Consider the following 18,551-nt stretch of genomic DNA (forward strand, 5'->3'; position numbering starts at 1 on the left):
GCTAGCCTCCCTGCACGGCGGTGAGGATGTCGACGGCAGTGCCGTCGATAAGCTGCGTGGATTCCCATTCGGACTTGGGCACGACCTCGCCGTTCACCGCTACGGCCGTTCCCGCCGGTACCTCGCCGAGACGCTCGCGCAAGAGCTCGCCGACATTCGCCGCTTCCGTCTGGACCTTTTCACCGTTAATGACTAGCTGCATTAGTTCCTCCTTGAATGGCGCAGGGGATCACAGGCCCCCAACTCTACGGGTGGTTCCTCTCCCTCGACCAGCGCGGCCCCGCACTTGGCGCCCATCGCGGCGAGCAGAATGCCGTGGCGGAAGTAGCCGGTGGACACCACGACGCGGTCGCTGACGCGGCCGAGATACGGCAAGTCGTCCGGTGATCCGGGGCGCGCGCCGACGTGGACCTCAATGATGTCGCACTCCTCGATGCCGGGCACGATCTCGCTGGCGTCGCGCAGCAGCTGCAGCACCCCGCCCGCCTGCGGTTCCGCGCGATCGTCCTCGCGCGTCGTCGCGCCGATCGTGAGGGTGCCGTCTTCGCGCGGAATCAGGTAAATCGGCCGGTCTTCGACGAAGCCACGAATCACCCGGTCAATCAGGGGCCGCTGATGTTCTGGAACGCGCAGCTCCACCATGTCGCCGTACACCGGGCGCAGCCTCAGCGGATTCTCGCCGTTGAACCAGCCGGTCGTGTCCCGCGCGCCGAGCCCGTTGGCCAGCACGACCTGGTCCGCCTCGACCTCCGCCACGTCGTGTACCGCTTCCTCCACGAACACGACGCCCGCATTCGCGCACGCGTCCTGCAACGCCGCCGCGAACAGCCTCGGACGGACCTGGTGGTCGCCGGGAATATGCACGGCACCGCTTATCGACGGCGCCAGCGCCCCCTCCAACCTCCTCGCCTCCCGCGTGGTGATCCGCTCCGTGGTCATCCCGTGCAGCTCCTGGTACTCCCGCAGTTCCTCCAAGTGTGTCTTGTCCGCCCGGTCCTTGGCCACCACCAGAGTGCCCTCGGTGCGGTAGCCGGTCGGTTTGTCGGTGTGCTTCGCCGTCAGCTCGATCAGTTCCGGGTACCACTTGCCAGCCGCGATCATCAGCGGAAACAGCGGGTCTTGCTTGTAGACCACCTCTGCCGCCGGTGCGAGCATGCCGCCCGCGTGCCAGGTCGCGCCGCTGACAGGCTCCGGATCGTAGACGGTCACGTTGTGGCCACGATTTGCCAACGTCAGCGCGGTGGACAGGCCGACGATGCCTGCTCCGAGGATTGCAATCTTCTGTTCTGCCATATCGCCATCCAACCTACGCTCTTTTCAGAGCCAGCCATTGCCGTCGCAGGTGCGCGCGGCTGCAAAGCGGTTGGGTGCTCCAGTCTTGGTCATGATCGCCGAAATGTAGTTGCGCACCGTCCCCGTGGAGAGGTTCAACCGCGCCGCGATCTGCTTGATTTCTGCACCGGTGAGCGCCTCACGGGCGACCTCGACCTCGCGCGCAGTCAGCGGTGACGGCGGAGTGAACAGGGATTCCTCCGCGACCTGCGGATCGACGACCCGCAGACCGGCGTGTGTGCGACGCACTGCGTCGGCAAGCTGGTCTGGGGGAGTGTCCTTCACAATGAAACCGGAAGCCCCGGCTTCTAAGGCCGTGCGCAGGTATCCGGGTCGCCCAAACGTGGTCACGATGAGCACCTTGCACGAGGATCCCGCGAGGTCGGCAGCGAGCTCCAGGCCGGTGCGGCCGGGCATTTCAATATCGAGCAACGCCACATCCACATTGTGCTCCCGTACCGCTTCGACGACACCATCGCCGGAACGGCAAGTGGCTACGACCTCTATATCCTTCTCGAGGTTGAGCAATGCAGACAACGCTCCGACGAGCAGCCCTTGGTCGTCGGCGATGAGCACCCGGATCATACCGTTACCTCCAGCCGTGTTCCGGAATCAGTGGGCGGAACCACGAGTGAACCGCCCGCGGCTCGCACCCTGTCGGTGACGCTTGCTAAGCGTGTGCCCGGCGGCAAACCGATGCCATTATCGGCCACGACGAGCTTATGCGGGGTGACTGTGATCTCGCACTCCGTGGCCTGCGAGTGCCGGATCACGTTGGTGACTGCTTCCCGCAGCACCCACCCGAACAGCGGGGACTCGGTGTCTGCGTGAACGCTGATTCGCGGCTCGATTCCAGCGGCCGCCAGTGCCGATCGCGCGGCTTCCACCTCCGTGGTGAGCGACGGCGTGTGGGATGTCCGAACAGCGCGCCGGACATCCTCAAGCGACTGGCGGGACAGCTCCACGATCTCATCCAGTTCCTTCGCCGCTTCTTGCTTATCGACGTCCACCAGCTTGCGCGCCAACGACGCCTTCACGTTGATCACTGTCAGTGAATGCCCCAACAGATCGTGCACGTCCCGGTAAATCGACTCGCGTTGCCGCGCCAGCTCGAGTTCGGCGGCGAGGTGGATGCGCTCGTCGCTAAGCCTGGTCGCGCTGACCTGCGTTCCCACTGTTACCGCGGTGAGCACTGACGCGCCGAAGAATATCCACGTTGTCACGGTGCCCGTGAGGAACACGTAGACACCGAACGTCGAGATGATGGCGAGATCGACGAGCGTGTGCATGCGCACCGGCATGAGTGACCCAGTCACGGCCGTGATGTACGGCAGCATCGTTGCGCCCCAGACCCCCATGATGGCGGTCACGCCGATCAACGGGAGTAGGAGAACGATCACCCACAACACCGCGTTAACGGTGTCATTGCCGTGCGCACGGATCGTGCGCGCGCACAGGTACACCGCACCGAAGACCACGATCAACCCGGCACCGGCTACGTACTGCCAGGTGGGGAGCTCCATGGTGAGCAAGCCGGCGAGCGGGCTGACTAGGAGGATCAGCCAGATGCCGGCTTTAACGAGGTGGTAGTGGCCACCGTTCGTCTTCTGGATCACGCACGCCCTTTCTCGCGGCTGTCCAAGGCCAGACTGATCACCGCGAAGATGACAGTCCAGGCAATGATACTGAGCACAGGTTGCCACAATGGGTCGGTGACCTCGTAGGGCTCGTCCTGAATCAACTGCAGTCCTTCGGCGAGCGGCCACCGCGACAGCATGGTGGCACCGTACATCGGAGTGAACCGTGAGAAGTCGATCAAGCTATTCGTCAATGGGAACAGCGTGTTCCCCGCGAAGGCGAGCAGCGTGACTGACGTAGCGGCCACCGACACCGCCGTGAAAGATTTCATCGCCTGCGCCCAGACCAGACCGTAGAAGCCGAACGGCAAAGCCACCGCAACGGTGATGAGGAAGCTCCAGAACCACGCGCTGGCGTCCATCTTCGCGTCGACTAACGCGCCAGTGAGAAAGACTGCAGCCACAGGCAGCACGACATTGACAATGATGACCAACAATCTCGCCACCGCGATCTGCATATTCGTCAGAGGTGTCAGCGCGAGCTGCCGCCCCCATCCGCCGTTGTGCTCCACGACCACCAAAGACGACTGGGAAACAGCTCCTGAGATGCCCGCATAAAGGGCCATTCCGAGCATGACGAAGGCAGCGACGTTGCCGTTGCCCAGTTCATCATCTGAATACTGCTGGGCAGCCCCGAAGATGAGGTAGAGGATGACTGGAAGGACGATGTTGAAGAACAGCGAAGAGGCGTCGGATTTGAGACGTTTGAGGTTGTACAGTGCGAATTTCAGCGTGGTCATAGTTGCTCCTTGCTGCTTGCGGTATCTGAGGTGAGCGCGATGAACGAGTCCTCCAGGGACGTTCTGGTGATGGTCAGGTCGTGCGCATCGGTCTCGGTGAGTAATTTCCGGACGTAGGAGTCGGAGTCGTGGGTGGTGACGTCGATAAGCCCCTGCGATGACTGCGCTGTGACCCGTTTCTTGTTCGCGCCGGCGGTGAGACTGTCTGTCGGGCCGTCCGCGATAAGCTCGCCGCGATCGAGCACGATGATGCGCTCCGCGAGGTTTTCCGCCTCTTCGAGGTAGTGCGTGGAAAAGATGATGGTGCGCCCGGAGTGGGCTTGGGCGCGCATCGAGTCCCAGAACTCGTGGCGGCTGGTGGCATCCATGCCGGTGGTCGGTTCGTCGAGGATGAGAATCTCAGGCTTGCCCAGCAAAGCAATCGCGAAGCGGACCCGCTGCTGTTCGCCGCCGGAGCATTTGCCCGCCCGTCGATCCTGGATTTCCGTGAGATTCGCCTGTTCGATCGCGGCCTCAACCCCGATCGAGTCGCGGTGGGTGGAGTCGATCATGGCGAGAGTGTCTTTGACGGTAACGGTGTCGAGGAGACCGCCGGTCTGCATGACTGCACCGATGCGCGCCTCCCGGACCGCCTGAGCGGGGGTCATGCCGGCCACTCGCACCGTGCCGCTCGTCGGCTTGGTCAGCCCGAGAATGAGGTCCACGAGGGTGGTCTTGCCTGCTCCATTACGCCCGAGCAGGCCGACGATTTCCCCGCGACCGATGCTCAGGCTCACATCGTTGACGGCCTTCACCGGGCCGAAATGCTTGCTCACGTTCTGTGTTTCGATCATGCTTCACATTCCAGTTCAGGGCGGGTGAGCGGTTGTAGCCCTGCAGTCACGATCTGGGCATGACTCGTGTCATGGGTGTTAGCGTGGAAAGGGAACTGAAACCGAACAAAGGAGACAGCTATGTTCACCCGTTCCCGTGACGAAGTGGAAAAGGTCGAGTGGGGCGGCGGCACCTCCGAGCGCCTGCTGACCGCGAAAGACAACATGGGCTACGCCGTCGCGCACACCGTCGTCCGCGCTGGCACCGAGTCCAAACTGCAGTACCGCAACCACCTCGAGGCCTGCTACTGCATCGGCGGCTCCGGTGAGGTCGAGGACACCGAGGGCAACGTGTACCCGGTCACCCCGGGCACCATTTACGTCCTTGACGAGCACGACGCCCACTACCTCCGCGGCGGCAAGGATGAGGACCTGATCTTGGTCTCCGTGTTCAACCCGGCAATCACCGGCGACGAGAAGCACTCGCTGTCCGAGGACGGATTCAGCTCCTACTAAACTCTGCAGAGCATGACTGAACTCTGCAGAGCATGACTGAACAGCGTATCCGTCGCGCCGTTCTGATCGTGGCGCTTTTGAACTTCGGCTATTTCTTTGTCGAGTTCGCAGCCGCCATCGCGATCGGTTCGGCGTCTCTTTTTGCCGATTCCGCGGATTTCCTCGAGGACACCGCCATCAACATGCTGGTGTTCTTCGCTGTTGCGTGGCCCGCTTCTCGACGTCGCACCGCCGGTTCCGTCCTCGCCGCCCTGATCCTCATCCCGGCGGTCGCCGCGATCGTGACCGTCGTGATGAAAATTCTCGACCCGGAGCCGCCGTCACCCGAGGGACTGACTGGGGTAGCGCTCGGTGCGCTCGTGGTCAACCTGATCTGTGCGGTGATTCTGCTGCGCCTACGTAACGAGGGTTCCTCCCTTGCCACGGGAGCCTGGTTGGCCGCACGCAACGATGCACTGGCCAACATTCTCATCATTGTTGCCGGCTTGCTCACCTTCGTGTGGGCCACTGCCTGGTTCGACATCATTGTCGGCGCAATCATCGCAGTGGTGAATCTGTCCGCCGCGAAGGAAGTGTGGGAAGAATCCCGCGAGGAACACGATTCTGTCGAGGAAGCTTTCGCCGAGATGGAGGAGTAGGAACCAAAAACCGCAGGGACTCCGTAATGCGGAGTCCTTTTTTGCGTGCGATGGGGGCAAGGCACGCGTTTTGCAAAACTGCAGCTACGAGGTAGTGGAGGCCAGAGGATCGAGGATGGGCCGACAGCTTCGCCAGTTAGTTTTGACCGTGGCCTTGGTCGACGCCGGCCACGACGCGACCGACGTAGCTGCGCGGATCCTCGGCGTTCATGATGCCGCGCACGATAGCCACGCCGTCGACGCCGGTGCAGGCAAGATCCTCAGCATCTTCGACGGTGACATCGCCGATGGCCACGATGGGGAGCCGGGAGGCTGCGACGAGGGCGGGGTAGCCCTCGAGGCCCAGAGGCACGCGGCCGGAATTCTTGGTGGGGGTGTCGCGGAAAGGCCCGGCCCCGATGTAGTCGATCACATCTGCGTAGTCGTTGGCCTGCTCGACGAGCTCCAGCGTTCCGGTGGTCAGGCCGATGATGGCGTCGGGGCCGAGGAGTTCGCGTGCGATGCGCGGGTTCAGGTCGTCTTGGCCGATGTGCACGCCGGCGACACCGTGCGGTGCAAGGGCGAGGGCGACGTCGACGCGGTCGTCGATAAGCACATGCGCGTTGGGATTGACCTCGTGCACGGCGGTGACCACGGACAGGCCGAGGTCGTACAGGTCGCGTGCGCTGATGGGTTTGCTGCGCACCTGGATCATGCCAGCGCCGCCTTGGGCGGCCGCGCGGGCGGTTTCAACAATGGTGTCGGGCGCGCCAGCGCCGGTGACGAAGTAGCAGCGGAGATCCAGGTCAGTCATTGCGCAGCGCCTCAATCAGCTCGTCTTTGGTCATGTCGGAACGGCCTTGAATATCCAACTCCTGGGCGCGGGAGTAGAGCTCGTCGCGGCTCCAGCCCTCGTACGAGCCGGACCTGCCTCCCTTCTCGCCCACCTCCTGGCGGGAGCTGTCCGCCGCGGCGTTGGCAATGGCGGCCGCCTTGGACTTGGAGTTGCCTTCCTCGCGCAGGTGTTCGTACAGCTCGCCGTCTTTCACGGAGGGGCCTCCGGGGGTGTTTTCTGGATGTTGATCCTTGGCCATGCGCGCCATTGTAGAGAGCTCACAGTGGGGTACGGTGGGATCATTCATTTCCACTGGGGAGAGAAGGGATGACCGTATGAAGATCCGGACAATGGCCGCTGCCGTGTTGACCACTCTGGGGCTCGTGGCTGCGCCGCAGGCGCAGGCGCAGGTTCAAACTGACCCCAATTACCAGTGGCGCACTGATCCGGCGGCGAAGGTGATGGCGGGCAAGCCGTTCGCGGACGGTGTGCTGCGCCGCGTGCCCGGGTCGTGGTTCGACGCGCAGCGGGCTAACCCGGAAGCGAAGAACGCGGCGGCCCGGGGGCGCGCATTGTTCGGGGCGGGTGCGCCGATCTACGTCGGTCTTTACGGCATGTGCACTGTCGCCGCGGTGGGTACGGATGCCGCGGGGCGCAAGGTGGCTTTGACCGCTGGGCACTGTGGCAATATCGGCGACCAGGTAGTTGCGGCGGACTCCTTCGCCGCGGGTCCCACAGGTCGGATCGCGCGGAAGAACGGCGCGCTCGATTACTCCGTCATCGAGCTGGGGCCCAGGGCTGACCTGACCGCGAGCTACAACGGCACGACGATCCACTCGACGGGTGGGGCGGCGCGAACCGGGGACACGTTGTGCAAGAACGGCTACGCCACGGGCGTGACCTGTGGAATGACCTGGATGGCGGACGGGGTCCGGATCCAATCGCAGGTGTGCGCGATGCCGGGGGACTCCGGTGCGCCGCTGTACTCGGGGACGCGGCTGGTGGGGATGGTTAACGGGAGTTCGATCCCGAGGTTCGCCAACTTGGCCTGCTCGACGCCGTTGCAGGGGCCGATCCATGCCCCGACGGTGTCCACGAATATTGACGCGATCATTCGGGACCTTAACGCCGTGCCGGGCGTGGGCAACGGTTTCCGTTTAGCGCGCTAGTTCAGGCGGCCGAGCACCTCGTCGTGCAGCAGGCCGTTGGTGGCCACGGCATCGCCGCCGTGGGGGCCTTCTTCGCCGGCAAGCGAGGTGAATCGGCCGCCAGCTTCGCTGACCAGGACGGACAGCGCAGCCAAGTCCCAGAGCGACACTTCCGGCTCAGCGGCGATGTCCACGGCACCTTCCGCCACAAGGCAGTAGGAGAAGAAGTCGCCGTAGCCGCGCAGACGCCACGCATCGTCGGTCAGCGCGATCAGCTGGTCGCGCAAGTTGCGGTCGCGCCAGCCGCTCAAGGACGAGATGCTTATCGACGCATCACTTAGCGCCCCAACCCCCGACACCCCTAAGCGGGTGACGCTGCCGTCGGCGAATGTGCGCCAAGCCCCGGCACCCTTGCTGGCGTACCAGCGGCGGGCGAGGGCTGGAGCGCTGACCACGCCGACGACGGGCTCGCCGTCCTCGAGAAGTGAGATCAGGGTGGCCCAGACGGGGACGCCGCGAACGTAGTTCTTGGTGCCGTCAATTGGGTCGATGACCCACTGGCGTCCGGAGAACTGCACGTTGCCGCCGAATTCTTCGCCGAGCACCGCATCGGCGGGGCGGGTGGTGCCCAATTTCTCGCGCAAGGCACTCTCGACTGCCACGTCGGCGTCGGAGACAGGGGTCATGTCGGGTTTGGTGTCCACTTTGAGGTCGGCGGACTCGAAGCGCTCCAACGTGATTGCGTCGGCGAGGTCCGCGAGCTCGAGAGCGAGGGCCAGGTCGTCAGAGTAGTTAGCCATGCTGCTCAAGCTTAGCTACCAGCTCGCCGACGAGCTGGTGGTTTCCGGCGACACACCAGGTGACCCCGCCGGCGCCGACTTTGACTGCCTTACCGCCGGCAGCTTCAACGAGCGCCTTGCCGGGGAGCCAATCCCAATCGGCCACGGAGTGCTGCAGCCAGCCGCCGATCCCGCCGGATGCGACGGTGGCTAGGTCGATGGAGCCGGCGCCGAACATGCGCACGGTGGCGGCACTGTTCGTGGCTCTCAGCCATGCGTTCCGGATCCCGTCGTCGGTCATCGATGTCGGGTGGAGATAGGTGGCGAGGGCGAGGTGGGGCAGTGGAGCGTCGATAAGCGGCTCGAGCTTATATCCGTTCCGTGTCGCGGTGCCGTCCTCCGCGACCCACGTGGTGGCGAGCGCGGGGCGGTGAATCGCGCTGGTCAGAATCCGCGCCGGTTCCCGTACGTCGCCCTCGACGAGAGCGAGCGCGGAGCAGAAATAATCGGAGCCCGATGCGAAGTTGTACGTGCCGTCAACCGGGTCAATCACCCATGTGCGCCCGCTTGCCGACGTCTTCTCCGCCCCCTCTTCGCCCACGATCCCGTCCTCGGGGCGCAGCGCCTCGAGTGCTCCCGCGACGAATTCCTCGGCGGCGGTGTCGGCATTAGTCACAACGTCCGACACGGACGATTTCTGGCCCGTCTCAAGGCCGTCGTCGCGCATGCTCAGCGCCAAACCCCCGGCTGTTTCGACGAGGGCTCGGGCGAGCTCGGCATCGGTGGAATTGCGGTGCGATTCAATGAAAGCTGCGGTAGACACAGCCGCCATTATTCCTGAACGTAGACATTCGAGCCGAGCTTATGGAATTCCTTGGCCATCTCACGCTCGCCGCGACGGTAATCGGTGCCCCCGGCGAAGCTCGGGATGCCCAGATCGGCAATGAGCTTCTTATTCTTGTCGTCGAGCGCCTCGTCGATCGCGTCGCCGAATTCGTCGCGGATGTCCTGGCTGATGCGCATCGAGCAGAATTTCGGTCCGCACATGGAGCAGAAGTGCGCGGTCTTCGCGGGTTCGGCGGGCAAAGTCTCGTCGTGGTACGCCTGGGCGGTTTCGGGGTCGAGGGAGAGGGCGAACTGGTCGTTCCAGCGGAATTCGAAGCGGGCCTTGCTCATCGCGTCGTCCCAGTCGCGGGCACCCGGGTGGCCCTTTGCCACGTCGGCGGCGTGGGCCGCGATTTTGTACGTGATCACGCCGGTTTTCACGTCATCCTTGTTCGGCAGACCAAGGTGTTCTTTGGGGGTGACGTAGCAGAGCATCGCGGTGCCGCCCATGGCGATGTTAGCGGCGCCGATGGCGGAAGTGATGTGGTCGTAACCGGGGGCGATATCAGTGACCAAAGGGCCGAGCGTGTAGAACGGTGCGCCGCCGCACCATTCCTCTTCCTTCTCGTTGTTGACCTGGATCATGTTCAGCGGCACATGGCCCGGGCCTTCGATCATCACTTGGACATCGTGGTCCCAGGCACGCTTGCACAGCTCACCGATGGTCTTCAGCTCTGCGAATTGGGCGGCGTCGTTGGCGTCGGCGACGGAGCCGGGGCGGAGGCCGTCGCCGAGCGAGAAGGCGATGTCGTATGCCGCGAAGATCTCGCACAGCTCGTCGAAATTCTCGTAGAGGAAGGATTCCTTGTGGTGCGCGAGGCACCATCCGGCCATGATCGAGCCGCCGCGGGAAACGATGCCGGTGACGCGTTTCGACGTCAGCGGGACATACGGCAACCGCACGCCCGCATGCACGGTCATGTAGTCCACACCCTGCTCAGCCTGCTCAATGACAGTGTCGCGGAAAATCTCCCACGTCAGGTCCTCGGCGATACCGCCCACCTTCTCCAGAGCCTGGTAGATCGGCACCGTGCCGATGGGGACGGGGGAATTACGCAGGATCCACTCGCGGGTGGTGTGGATGTCGTTGCCCGTGGACAGATCCATTACCGTGTCCGCACCCCAGCGGGTGGCCCAGCGCAGTTTGTCCACTTCCTCGCGGATAGAGGAGGTCACTGCGGAGTTGCCAATATTGGCGTTGATCTTGGTCAAGAATGCGTTGCCGATGATCATCGGCTCGCTCTCCGGGTGGTTGATGTTGCTCGGAATGATCGCGCGGCCAGCAGCGACCTCCTCGCGGACCTTCTCCGGATCGCAGTGCTCGCGCAGGGCCACGAATTTCATTTCCGGGGTGATCACGCCGTTGCGCGCGTAGTGCATCTGGGTGACGCGCTTGCCGTTCTTAGCGCGCAGCGTTGGTCGAGCCGCACCGCGCCATTCTTCACTGGGCGCCCCCCGCTTCAGCGCGCGCGTGCCGTCATCCTCAAGATTGCGTGCGCGGCCCGGGATCTCCTGCACATCGGCGCGGTCCTTAATCCATCCGCTGCGCAGGTCCGGCAGGCCCTCCTCCGGTTCAGCCCACGGGCCGCGCGTGCGGTAGACGCGGAAAGGCTCATTCGGGCCGGACGGGGAATCATCCAGCTCAATCGCTGTCTCCGGAACCTCGAGAGCATCTTTGACAATGGGGGCGTACGAGTGCTTCGGGTGAATTTCGGTCGCGTAAATATCAGCCATGAGCTGCTCCTTACTTCCTTCGCTGGTGCTAACCAGACAGGTTCGGACGGTGCTCGCACGGCGTTGAAAGTCAGTGCGATCTCAGCCCGCTGCCACGGGCGCCCGTGTGGGTGCAGTTTCACAGTGTAGGCGTTCCGGCGGGCGTGCAAGGGCGATTCCCGATGTCCACTAGACTTCGCACCTATGCAGCCAGAGACCAGCAACCGGATTCAATCCCTAGACACCACCTTGACCACGATTGAGTCGGTCATGGACTTGGATGAGATGGATTCACGCGCGCGTGAGCTGGAGCAACAGGCCGCCGACCCGAGTTTGTGGGACGATCCGGATCATGCGCAGCAGGTGACCACGGAGTTGTCCAACGTGCAGGCGAGGTTGCGCAAGGTGACGGGACTTCGTCAGCGCCTCGAGGACCTGCCGGTCATGTACGAGCTCGCCGAAGAAGAAGGCGACGCATCGCTTGCCCGCGAAGAACTGGCCGACCTCGAAGCCCAGATCTCGTCGTTGGAAGTGACGACGATGCTGTCCGGCGAATACGACGAGCGCGAGGCAGTGGTGAATATCCGCTCCGGTGCCGGCGGTGTCGACGCCGCTGATTGGGCGGAAATGCTCATGCGCATGTACACCCGCTGGGCGGAAAAGAGCGGGCACAAGGTCGATGTCTACGACATCTCCTACGCTGAAGAGGCCGGCATCAAGTCCGCGACCTTCGTGGTCCACGGCGAATACATGTACGGCCAGCTGTCGGTTGAACAGGGCGCGCACCGGCTCGTGCGTATCTCGCCCTTCGACAACCAGGGCCGGCGCCAGACCTCCTTCGCCGAGGTCGAGGTCCTGCCCGTGGTGGAGCAGACCGACCACATCGACATCCCGGACTCCGATATCCGCGTCGATGTTTACCGCTCCTCCGGGCCCGGAGGCCAGTCCGTGAATACCACCGACTCCGCGGTGCGTATTACCCACGAACCCACCGGGATCGTGGTGACCTGCCAAAACGAGAAGTCCCAGATTCAAAACAAGGCATCGGCCATGAACGTCCTGCAGTCCAAACTGCTGGAACGCAAGCGGCAGGAAGAAAAGGCCGAGCTCGATGCCCTCGGGGCCGGAGGTAACGCCAGCTGGGGCAACCAGATGCGCTCCTACGTCCTGCACCCGTACCAGATGGTCAAAGACCTGAGGACCAACTACGAGGTGGGCGACCCGCACAAGGTGCTCGACGGGGACATCGACGGGTTTCTCGAAGCGGGGATTCGGTGGAGGATGGCCGAGCAGCAGTCAGAAAGCTCGTAACCCACTTGCGGTTTCGGGGAGTGGGATTTCCCGGACATTGAATTCTGTCACTAGAGTGGCACGTGTGATCACTTTCTCGAATGTGACAAAGGTCTATCCGACATCGACGAGGCCGGCTCTCGACGACATCTCGCTGACGATCGACAACGGTGAGTTCGTCTTCCTGATCGGCCCGTCGGGTTCGGGCAAGTCGTCGTTTCTGGAGCTGCTCATCCGCGAGGAAAACGTGACCTCGGGAGACATCTATTTCGGCGACTTTCACGTCAATGCGTTGAAGGGCAAGGAGGTGAACAAGCTCCGTCAGTCCATCGGCTACGTATTCCAGGACTTCCGCTTGCTGCCCAAGCTCAACGTCTACGACAACGTGGCGTTCGCACTGGAGGTGATTGGCAAGCCGAAGGCGAAGATCAAGAAGCTGGTCCCCGAGGCACTTGAGATCGTGGGGCTCGACGCGAAGGCGAACCGCATGCCGAACGAGCTCTCCGGAGGCGAGCAGCAGCGAGTGGCCATCGCGCGCGCTTTCGTGGACCGTCCGCATCTGCTGCTTGCCGACGAGCCCACGGGCAACCTCGACCCTTCCACCGCCGACGACATCATGGCGCTGCTTGCCCGCATCAACCGCATGGGCACGACCGTTATCATGTCCACGCACAATGCGCGCGCAGTCAACGATATGCGTCGGCGGGTCATTGAATTGCAGTTGGGCAAGCTCGTCCGCGACGAGAGCCACGGTGTGTACGGAACGATGGGGGCATAAGCATGAACTGGAGTTTCATTTTCCGCGAGGGATTCCGCGGTCTTGGGCGCAACTTGACCATGACGATCGCCCTGATCATCACCACGGCGCTCTCCTTGGCGCTGGTCGGCGCGGGCGTGCTCATGTCAAAGGTTACGAGCGAGACCAAGGACCTCTACTTGGACCGTGTCGAGGTCATGGTGGAGCTGGACGAGAAGATTTCTGAAGGAGACAAGGACTGTTCGTCGACAAGCTGCGCGGAAATTCGCGACAAGCTGCAAGCGGACGACCGCGTGGAATCTGTGACTTTCCGTAACCGAGAGCAGTCCTACGAGCGATTCGTGGAATTGTTCAAGGAATCCGATCCGGTGCTCGTGCAAGAGACATCGAAGGACTCGATGCCGGCGGCATTGCATGTGAGGCTGCAAGATCCGACGAACACTGAGCCGATCGACGCGGTACGCGATATGCCGCAGGTCTCCTATGTCGCGGACCAAGCCAGCGATGTCCGGGGCGTGGCGGATTCACTCGATTCCTTCCGCAACGCGACATTCCTCATTGCCGCAGCACAGGCACTGGCTGCCGCGTTCCTCATCGCGAACATGGTGCAACTCGCCGCGTACAGCCGCCGCGAGGAAATCGGCATCATGCGCATGGTGGGTGCGACACGCTGGTTCACGCAGGCTCCGTTCATTCTCGAGGCGCTGATCTCGGTCTTCATCGGTGCCGTCATTTCCACTCTCGGCGTGTGGGCGATCAAATCCCAGATCGTCGACCCGATGCTGTCGGGCGTGTACGAGAATCTGCTCATCGCCAAGCTGCCGGATAGTGCGGTGTGGACGGTCATGCCGTTGGTTGGCTTGATCGCGCTTGTTGCATCTGGACTGGTCGCTCAGGTAGCGTTGCGCTCTTACGTGCGAAAATAGGAGGTCTAGTCGTGGCGAAGAAAAAGAAGAAGGACGGCCCGGGCGTCATCGCGTCCAACCGCAAGGCCCGCCATGACTACACCATCCTGGACACCTACGAGGCAGGCGTTGTCCTGCAGGGCACCGAGATCAAGTCCCTGCGCGACGGCAAGGCGTCGCTCGTTGAGGCATACGCGACTATCGACGACGGCGAGGTCTGGCTCCGCAACCTCCACATCCCCGAGTACTCGATGGGGTCGTGGACGAACCACTCGCCGCGCCGCACCCGCAAGCTGCTGCTGCACCGCCGGGAAATCGACACGCTCGAAGGCAAAGTGCGCGACGGCAACCGCACGCTCGTTCCGTTGAAGCTCTACCTCAAAGATGGCCTGGTCAAGGTTGAGCTGGGACTTGCGCAGGGCAAGCAGGACTACGATCGCCGCCAGGACATCAAGAAACGCACCGAGGACCGCGAGATCGCGCGTGAACTCGGCCGCAAATTCAAGGGGATCAAGGCATGAAAACTGCACTCATCACGGGGGCTTCCCGCGGCATCGGCCGCGCCATCGCGGAAGAGCTGGGCAAAGACCACCACATCCTGGTGGGTGCGTCGAAGGACGCGAGCGAGGTCGTCGATAAGCTGCCCAGTGCCGAGCCGTTCGAGGTCGACCTGCGCGACACCGACGCGATCGTCGAAGCCGCGCGCCGCGTGGAGAACGTGGACATCGTCGTTCACGCCGCGGGTGTGCTGCACAAGGCGCCGTTCGACGAGATTGACGCCGAGCAATGGCGCGAGACCATGGAGATCAACGTGCTCGCGCCGGTCACGCTCACCCGCGAGCTTCTGCCCGCTTTACGACGTTCCCGTGGACTCGTCATCACCATCAACTCCGGTGCCGGCTTTCACGGCGTGGAAGAGAACACCGCGTACTGCGCCTCCAAATTCGCGCTGCGCGGCTTCACCGATGCGCTCCGCTTAGAGGAGAAGGGGCAGGTCCGCGTCACCTCGATCCACCCGGGCCGCACCGACACCGACATGCTCGCCGACCCGAAGCACGGCGACCGTCCGAAGATGGACCCGGTCAACGTCGCTCGCGCCGTCCGACTCGCAGTCGATGCCGGCCCCGACGCCGTCGTCGAATTCTTGCGCGTCGCACCTGCTTGACGTGCGCGGTTGATCGGCGCTACAGTTGTCTCTCCTGCGGTTGCAACGCATGTTCCCGCCGCAGGAAGCGAAGGGGATGACTTGGTTTCGACTTCGCTGACTAAACCAGGGGAAGCGTGCCGGTGCAGGCTGGAGACCACCGATTGAAGCGTCGCAGCACTTTATAAACGCAGAGAAGAACTCTCAGCGTGACTACGCCCTCGCTGCCTAAGTAGCGACCGCGTGTCTGTCAGGCCGGGCCCGCTCCCGTCCCGGATCCTGGCATCGACTAGGGAGCTTGCCCTCTCGCCGTGCCGGTGAGGCGCGGAGGGGACACTTTTTCACCGGCTGGGCCCGTCATCCGGTCATGTTCGCCTGATCCGGAGGGCCGAGCAGAGATTCTGCGCGGACTGCGCACGGAGAAGCCCTGGTGCAGTGGCGAAGGACCCGGGTTCAATTCCCGGCATCTCCACGAACGGTGAAACCGCTGGTCAGTTTCTGGCCGGCGGTTTCGTCGTATGCGCTAGTATTCAGAGCCGATGAAACGAGCAATAACGCAGGCGACGGTGTTGATTTCTGTCGCGGCCTTCGGAGCTTCCTGCGCACCTACCGGTGAGTCGGCTAGATCCGGGCAGCTGGAGACGGAAGGAACGACCGCGGCCGTGTCTTCCAGCGAATCCACGGTGGAGGTCGAGGACAACGAGGGCACCAAGAGCGTGCCGTACGCACCGGAGAGTGTCGCTGCCCTCGACGACCGCTCCCGCGAACTACTCGAAGCAATGGGCGCGGATGTGCGCGAAGCGGATAGCGGGGTAGATCTCGTCGTATCGGGAACAACGGAAGGTGCCGCCGCGGAACGACCTGATGCGGCTTTCGTGGATCTCTCACCCCGCGACGGAATACCGCTCGACTGGGAAATGGTGCGTCAAGCACAGATCCTCGGGAGAATCCTGGGCCGCGAAGAAGAAGCCGCCGAGCTGGACAAACAGTTTTCCGAAGCGCGTGGGCGCGCCATCGAGGCACACTCCGAGAAGTGGACGTTCTCTGCGCTGTCCCTCAATGGGGAAGAGGTAGCCGTTCAGCCGGCCGACGGCGACGCGCTGTGGCAGCCGCTGTTCGAGATGCTCGAGCTCAAACCCGCGTTGAAGCCTGAGGATCCCGCGGATACTCCCACCTTGGCGAAAGCGAAGCCGACATTCCTCTTCGTCAGTGAAGCGCAGAAGGTCCTCTCCGCTGAAGGGTACGTTCCGCCGATGCGGGTGCTTACCGGCAGCGAGGAGCTCAAGAAGCTCGAAGCTGTCGAAGAGGGCCGTGTGTACGTTGCTCCGCTGAATGTGCAGGACACGGCTTCGGTCATCACCTACACGAGAATGTTCAACGAACTGGCGGACCAATGGAAGAACCTTGACTGAAAGATATTGACTCTTAGTGGGCCTGTGCAAAGCTAACCTATTCCCGATCCGAGGAGTCCTCATGAAACCATCCATTTTCCGCCGTCCGGCATGTGGCGCTGCCGCAGTCATCGCAGCTGCCGCTTTGGCTCTCGCCGGCTGCACTGCGGAGGACGACTCCAGTGCCGGGGCTTCAAACACGTCGGCGGAAGCCACAACGGATCAGACCGTCACCATCGAGGACAACGAAGGCAGCAAAGAAGTTCCGGTGAACCCGGTGTCGGTCGTGGCGCTGGACAACCGCAGCTTCGAGATTCTGGACCTGTGGGGCGTGCAGCCAGTCGCAGCGGCGCGAGCGCTGGTTCCTGAGACGATCCCGGGTATCGCAGACAACGAGGACATCGTCGACATCGGCAACCACCGCGAGCCGAAACTCGAGGCTATCGTGGCCGCTGAACCTCAGGTGGTCATCTCGGGCCAGCGCTTCTCCCAGCACAATTCCGATATCGAGCAGCTCGTGCCTGACGCCACGCTCGTCGACCTCGAGCCGCGCGACGGCGAGCCGCTGGACCAAGAGTTCATCCGCCAGGTAGAGGGGCTGGGTAAGATCTTCGGCCACGAGGAGGATGCGCAGAAAATGATCGACGACTTCAACGCGGCGCTCGACCGTGCGCGCAACGCCTACAACAAGGACGTGAAGGTCATGGCCGTCAATGTTTCCGGCGGTGAGATCGGCTACGTCGCACCGAGGGTGGGGCGCACGTGGGGGCCGCTGTTCGACATGTTCGGCCTGACTCCGGCGCTCGAGATCGAGAACGGGTCCGACGACCACCAGGACGATGACATCTCGGTCGAGGCGATTGCAGAGGCGAACCCGGACTTCATGATGGTGCTCGACCGCGATGCCGGCGTCCGCACAGAAGAATCCGCACCTGCCCAGAAGGTGCTCGATGACAGCCAGGCTCTCAAGAACGTCGCCGCGATCCAACAAGACGGCGTCTACATCGCACCTGCGGACACCTACACCAATGAGTCGATCATCACCTACACCGAGATCCTCAACGGCCTCGCCGACAAGTGGGAAGCAACTGCTTAGTGCCGGCCCGCTTATCGACGTCTTGGGCCCTGCCGGCGGGTGTCGCCGTCGTCGGGGCACTCTTGGCGCTCTCGCTGGCAGTGGGGCAGTACGACATCCGCGGCAGCGCGGACGGGGCCGAGATGTTCTGGACCACACGAGTGCCCCGCACTATCGCTCTCGTTCTTTCCGGAACAGCGATGGCGATGAGCGGAATGGTCATGCAGCTGCTCACCCAGAACCGTTTCGTCGAGCCCACCACGACCGGAACCACTGAATGGGCCGGCCTCGGGCTGATGGCGGCTTTGTACTTCATTCCGGATTCGTCGTTGACCGTCCGCATGCTCGTCGCTGTGGCGTTCGCTTTCGTGGGGACGCTGGTGTTCTTCGGTTTCTTGAGGCGTGTGGCGTTGAAGTCGTCACTGGTCGTGCCCATCATCGGCATCATGCTCGGGGCTGTTGTCAGTGCAGTGTCGACCTTCTTTGCCATGCAGACTGACCTGCTCCAATCGCTCGGGGTCTGGTTCGCGGGCTCGTACACCTCCATCATCCGCGGCCAGTACGAGGTGCTGTGGATCGTCGGCGTCGTCGCCGTGGTCGTGTTCACCTTCGCCGACAGGCTCACCGTGGCTGGGCTGGGTAAAGATGTCGCCACTAATGTCGGGTTGAACTACGAGCGGGTCGTGCTGCTCGGTGTCGCGCTGGTGGCCGTCGCTTCTGGCGTGGTCACCGTGGTGGTGGGCATGCTGCCGTTCATCGGGCTGATCGTGCCGAATCTGGTGTCGATGTTCCGCGGCGACGACTTGCGCTCCAACTTGCCGTGGGTCTGCCTGGTGGGCATCGCGGTCGTCACCGTCTGCGACATCCTCGGCCGAACCATCATCGCTCCGTTCGAGATTCCCGTGTCGGTCATTCTCGGCATCGTCGGCGCCGCAGTTTTCGTGGTTCTCATCGTCAGGCAGGTGAAATCGTGAC

At 63.0% G+C, this 18,551-nt stretch carries 22 protein-coding genes, 1 other RNA gene and 1 riboswitch; of the genes, 12 read left to right on the forward strand and 11 right to left on the reverse strand.

Annotated features, from left to right (window positions below; all coding sequences use genetic code 11):
- Nucleotide 1: 1 nt before the first annotated feature.
- The 6 genes from thiS to QYQ98_RS08480 are packed head-to-tail and all read right to left on the reverse strand — an operon-like array spanning nucleotide 2 to nucleotide 4,542.
- Nucleotides 2-202: a sulfur carrier protein ThiS gene (gene thiS, locus QYQ98_RS08455; protein ID WP_302006420.1), complete on the reverse strand. Its 201-nt coding sequence runs from the start codon at nucleotides 200-202 to the stop codon at nucleotides 2-4.
- On the reverse strand, nucleotides 202-1,293 hold the full coding sequence (thiO, locus tag QYQ98_RS08460) for a glycine oxidase ThiO (protein WP_302006421.1): 1,092 nt from the start codon (nucleotides 1,291-1,293) through the stop codon (nucleotides 202-204). Before thiO ends, thiS begins: the two co-directional genes overlap by 1 nt.
- A gap of 24 nt (nucleotides 1,294-1,317) precedes the next feature.
- Nucleotides 1,318-1,917 (reverse strand): response regulator transcription factor, encoded by a 600-nt coding sequence (locus QYQ98_RS08465; RefSeq protein WP_302006422.1) that lies wholly within the window; start codon nucleotides 1,915-1,917, stop codon nucleotides 1,318-1,320.
- Nucleotides 1,914-2,948 carry a sensor histidine kinase gene (locus QYQ98_RS08470; RefSeq protein WP_302006423.1) on the reverse strand — a complete coding sequence of 345 codons (1,035 nt, stop codon included), beginning with the start codon at nucleotides 2,946-2,948 and terminating at the stop codon, nucleotides 1,914-1,916. Before QYQ98_RS08470 ends, QYQ98_RS08465 begins: the two co-directional genes overlap by 4 nt.
- A complete protein-coding gene (locus QYQ98_RS08475; protein WP_302006424.1) occupies nucleotides 2,945-3,709 on the reverse strand; it encodes an ABC transporter permease in 765 nt (254 codons plus the stop codon). The genes QYQ98_RS08470 and QYQ98_RS08475 overlap by 4 nt, the downstream gene beginning before the upstream one ends.
- Nucleotides 3,706-4,542, reverse strand: a complete 837-nt coding sequence (locus QYQ98_RS08480; protein ID WP_302006425.1) for an ABC transporter ATP-binding protein — start codon at nucleotides 4,540-4,542, stop codon at nucleotides 3,706-3,708. The genes QYQ98_RS08475 and QYQ98_RS08480 overlap by 4 nt, the downstream gene beginning before the upstream one ends.
- Nucleotides 4,543-4,662: 120 nt before the next feature.
- On the opposite strand from QYQ98_RS08480, the gene QYQ98_RS08485 reads away from it, so the two are divergent.
- Together QYQ98_RS08485 and QYQ98_RS08490 are read left to right on the forward strand one after the other, a co-directional pair.
- Complete coding sequence (locus QYQ98_RS08485; protein ID WP_302006427.1) at nucleotides 4,663-5,037, forward strand: ectoine synthase; 375 nt, start codon at nucleotides 4,663-4,665, stop codon at nucleotides 5,035-5,037.
- A gap of 32 nt (nucleotides 5,038-5,069) precedes the next feature.
- The gene (locus QYQ98_RS08490) at nucleotides 5,070-5,675 is read left to right on the forward strand and encodes a cation transporter (RefSeq protein ID WP_302006428.1); all 606 of its coding nucleotides are present in this window, start codon (nucleotides 5,070-5,072) and stop codon (nucleotides 5,673-5,675) included.
- Between the two features lie 136 nt (nucleotides 5,676-5,811).
- Here the strand turns inward: QYQ98_RS08490 and QYQ98_RS08495 are convergent, their stop codons facing one another.
- A complete protein-coding gene (locus tag QYQ98_RS08495; protein ID WP_302006429.1) occupies nucleotides 5,812-6,468 on the reverse strand; it encodes a thiamine phosphate synthase in 657 nt (218 codons plus the stop codon).
- Nucleotides 6,461-6,748: a Rho termination factor N-terminal domain-containing protein gene (locus tag QYQ98_RS08500; protein ID WP_302006430.1), complete on the reverse strand. Its 288-nt coding sequence runs from the start codon at nucleotides 6,746-6,748 to the stop codon at nucleotides 6,461-6,463. Before QYQ98_RS08500 ends, QYQ98_RS08495 begins: the two co-directional genes overlap by 8 nt.
- A 76-nt stretch (nucleotides 6,749-6,824) precedes the next feature.
- On the opposite strand from QYQ98_RS08500, the gene QYQ98_RS08505 reads away from it, so the two are divergent.
- Nucleotides 6,825-7,658, forward strand: coding sequence for a S1 family peptidase (locus tag QYQ98_RS08505; RefSeq protein WP_302006431.1), 834 nt, complete (start codon nucleotides 6,825-6,827; stop codon nucleotides 7,656-7,658).
- On the opposite strand, the gene hisN is transcribed toward QYQ98_RS08505, so the two are convergent.
- The 3 genes from hisN to thiC form a co-directional block, all read right to left on the reverse strand.
- Nucleotides 7,655-8,437: a histidinol-phosphatase gene (gene hisN, locus QYQ98_RS08510; RefSeq protein WP_302006433.1), complete on the reverse strand. Its 783-nt coding sequence runs from the start codon at nucleotides 8,435-8,437 to the stop codon at nucleotides 7,655-7,657. The genes QYQ98_RS08505 and hisN overlap by 4 nt on opposite strands.
- The gene (locus tag QYQ98_RS08515) at nucleotides 8,430-9,248 is read right to left on the reverse strand and encodes an inositol monophosphatase (protein ID WP_302006434.1); all 819 of its coding nucleotides are present in this window, start codon (nucleotides 9,246-9,248) and stop codon (nucleotides 8,430-8,432) included. Before QYQ98_RS08515 ends, hisN begins: the two co-directional genes overlap by 8 nt.
- Nucleotides 9,248-11,035 (reverse strand): phosphomethylpyrimidine synthase ThiC, encoded by a 1,788-nt coding sequence (thiC, locus tag QYQ98_RS08520; protein WP_302006435.1) that lies wholly within the window; start codon nucleotides 11,033-11,035, stop codon nucleotides 9,248-9,250. Before thiC ends, QYQ98_RS08515 begins: the two co-directional genes overlap by 1 nt.
- Nucleotides 11,033-11,151: riboswitch (TPP riboswitch) on the reverse strand. Its footprint overlaps the gene before it by 3 nt.
- A 67-nt stretch (nucleotides 11,152-11,218) precedes the next feature.
- Between thiC and prfB the strand changes: the two genes are divergently transcribed.
- The 9 genes from prfB to QYQ98_RS08565 all read left to right on the forward strand — a co-directional run bounded on the left by prfB (nucleotide 11,219) and on the right by QYQ98_RS08565 (nucleotide 18,550).
- The gene (gene prfB / locus QYQ98_RS08525) at nucleotides 11,219-12,325 is read left to right on the forward strand and encodes a peptide chain release factor 2 (protein WP_302006436.1); all 1,107 of its coding nucleotides are present in this window, start codon (nucleotides 11,219-11,221) and stop codon (nucleotides 12,323-12,325) included.
- 64 nt (nucleotides 12,326-12,389) lie between these two features.
- Nucleotides 12,390-13,082, forward strand: a complete 693-nt coding sequence (gene ftsE, locus QYQ98_RS08530) for a cell division ATP-binding protein FtsE (protein WP_302006437.1) — start codon at nucleotides 12,390-12,392, stop codon at nucleotides 13,080-13,082.
- A gap of 2 nt (nucleotides 13,083-13,084) precedes the next feature.
- Nucleotides 13,085-13,987, forward strand: a complete 903-nt coding sequence (ftsX, locus tag QYQ98_RS08535; RefSeq protein WP_302006438.1) for a permease-like cell division protein FtsX — start codon at nucleotides 13,085-13,087, stop codon at nucleotides 13,985-13,987.
- An 11-nt stretch (nucleotides 13,988-13,998) separates the two neighbouring features.
- Nucleotides 13,999-14,487: an SsrA-binding protein SmpB gene (gene smpB / locus QYQ98_RS08540; RefSeq protein ID WP_302006439.1), complete on the forward strand. Its 489-nt coding sequence runs from the start codon at nucleotides 13,999-14,001 to the stop codon at nucleotides 14,485-14,487.
- Nucleotides 14,484-15,131: an SDR family oxidoreductase gene (locus tag QYQ98_RS08545; protein WP_302006440.1), complete on the forward strand. Its 648-nt coding sequence runs from the start codon at nucleotides 14,484-14,486 to the stop codon at nucleotides 15,129-15,131. The genes smpB and QYQ98_RS08545 overlap by 4 nt, the downstream gene beginning before the upstream one ends.
- Nucleotides 15,132-15,203: 72 nt before the next feature.
- Nucleotides 15,204-15,585: a transfer-messenger RNA gene (gene ssrA / locus QYQ98_RS08550) on the forward strand.
- A gap of 64 nt (nucleotides 15,586-15,649) precedes the next feature.
- On the forward strand, nucleotides 15,650-16,522 hold the full coding sequence (locus QYQ98_RS08555) for a hypothetical protein (protein WP_302006442.1): 873 nt from the start codon (nucleotides 15,650-15,652) through the stop codon (nucleotides 16,520-16,522).
- A gap of 61 nt (nucleotides 16,523-16,583) precedes the next feature.
- Nucleotides 16,584-17,597, forward strand: coding sequence for a siderophore ABC transporter substrate-binding protein (locus tag QYQ98_RS08560; protein WP_302006443.1), 1,014 nt, complete (start codon nucleotides 16,584-16,586; stop codon nucleotides 17,595-17,597).
- On the forward strand, nucleotides 17,597-18,550 hold the full coding sequence (locus QYQ98_RS08565) for an ABC transporter permease (RefSeq protein WP_302006444.1): 954 nt from the start codon (nucleotides 17,597-17,599) through the stop codon (nucleotides 18,548-18,550). The genes QYQ98_RS08560 and QYQ98_RS08565 overlap by 1 nt, the downstream gene beginning before the upstream one ends.
- Nucleotide 18,551: the final 1 nt, after the last annotated feature.

This window comes from Corynebacterium sp. P3-F1 (assembly GCF_030503635.1).
Classification (GTDB): domain Bacteria; phylum Actinomycetota; class Actinomycetes; order Mycobacteriales; family Mycobacteriaceae; genus Corynebacterium.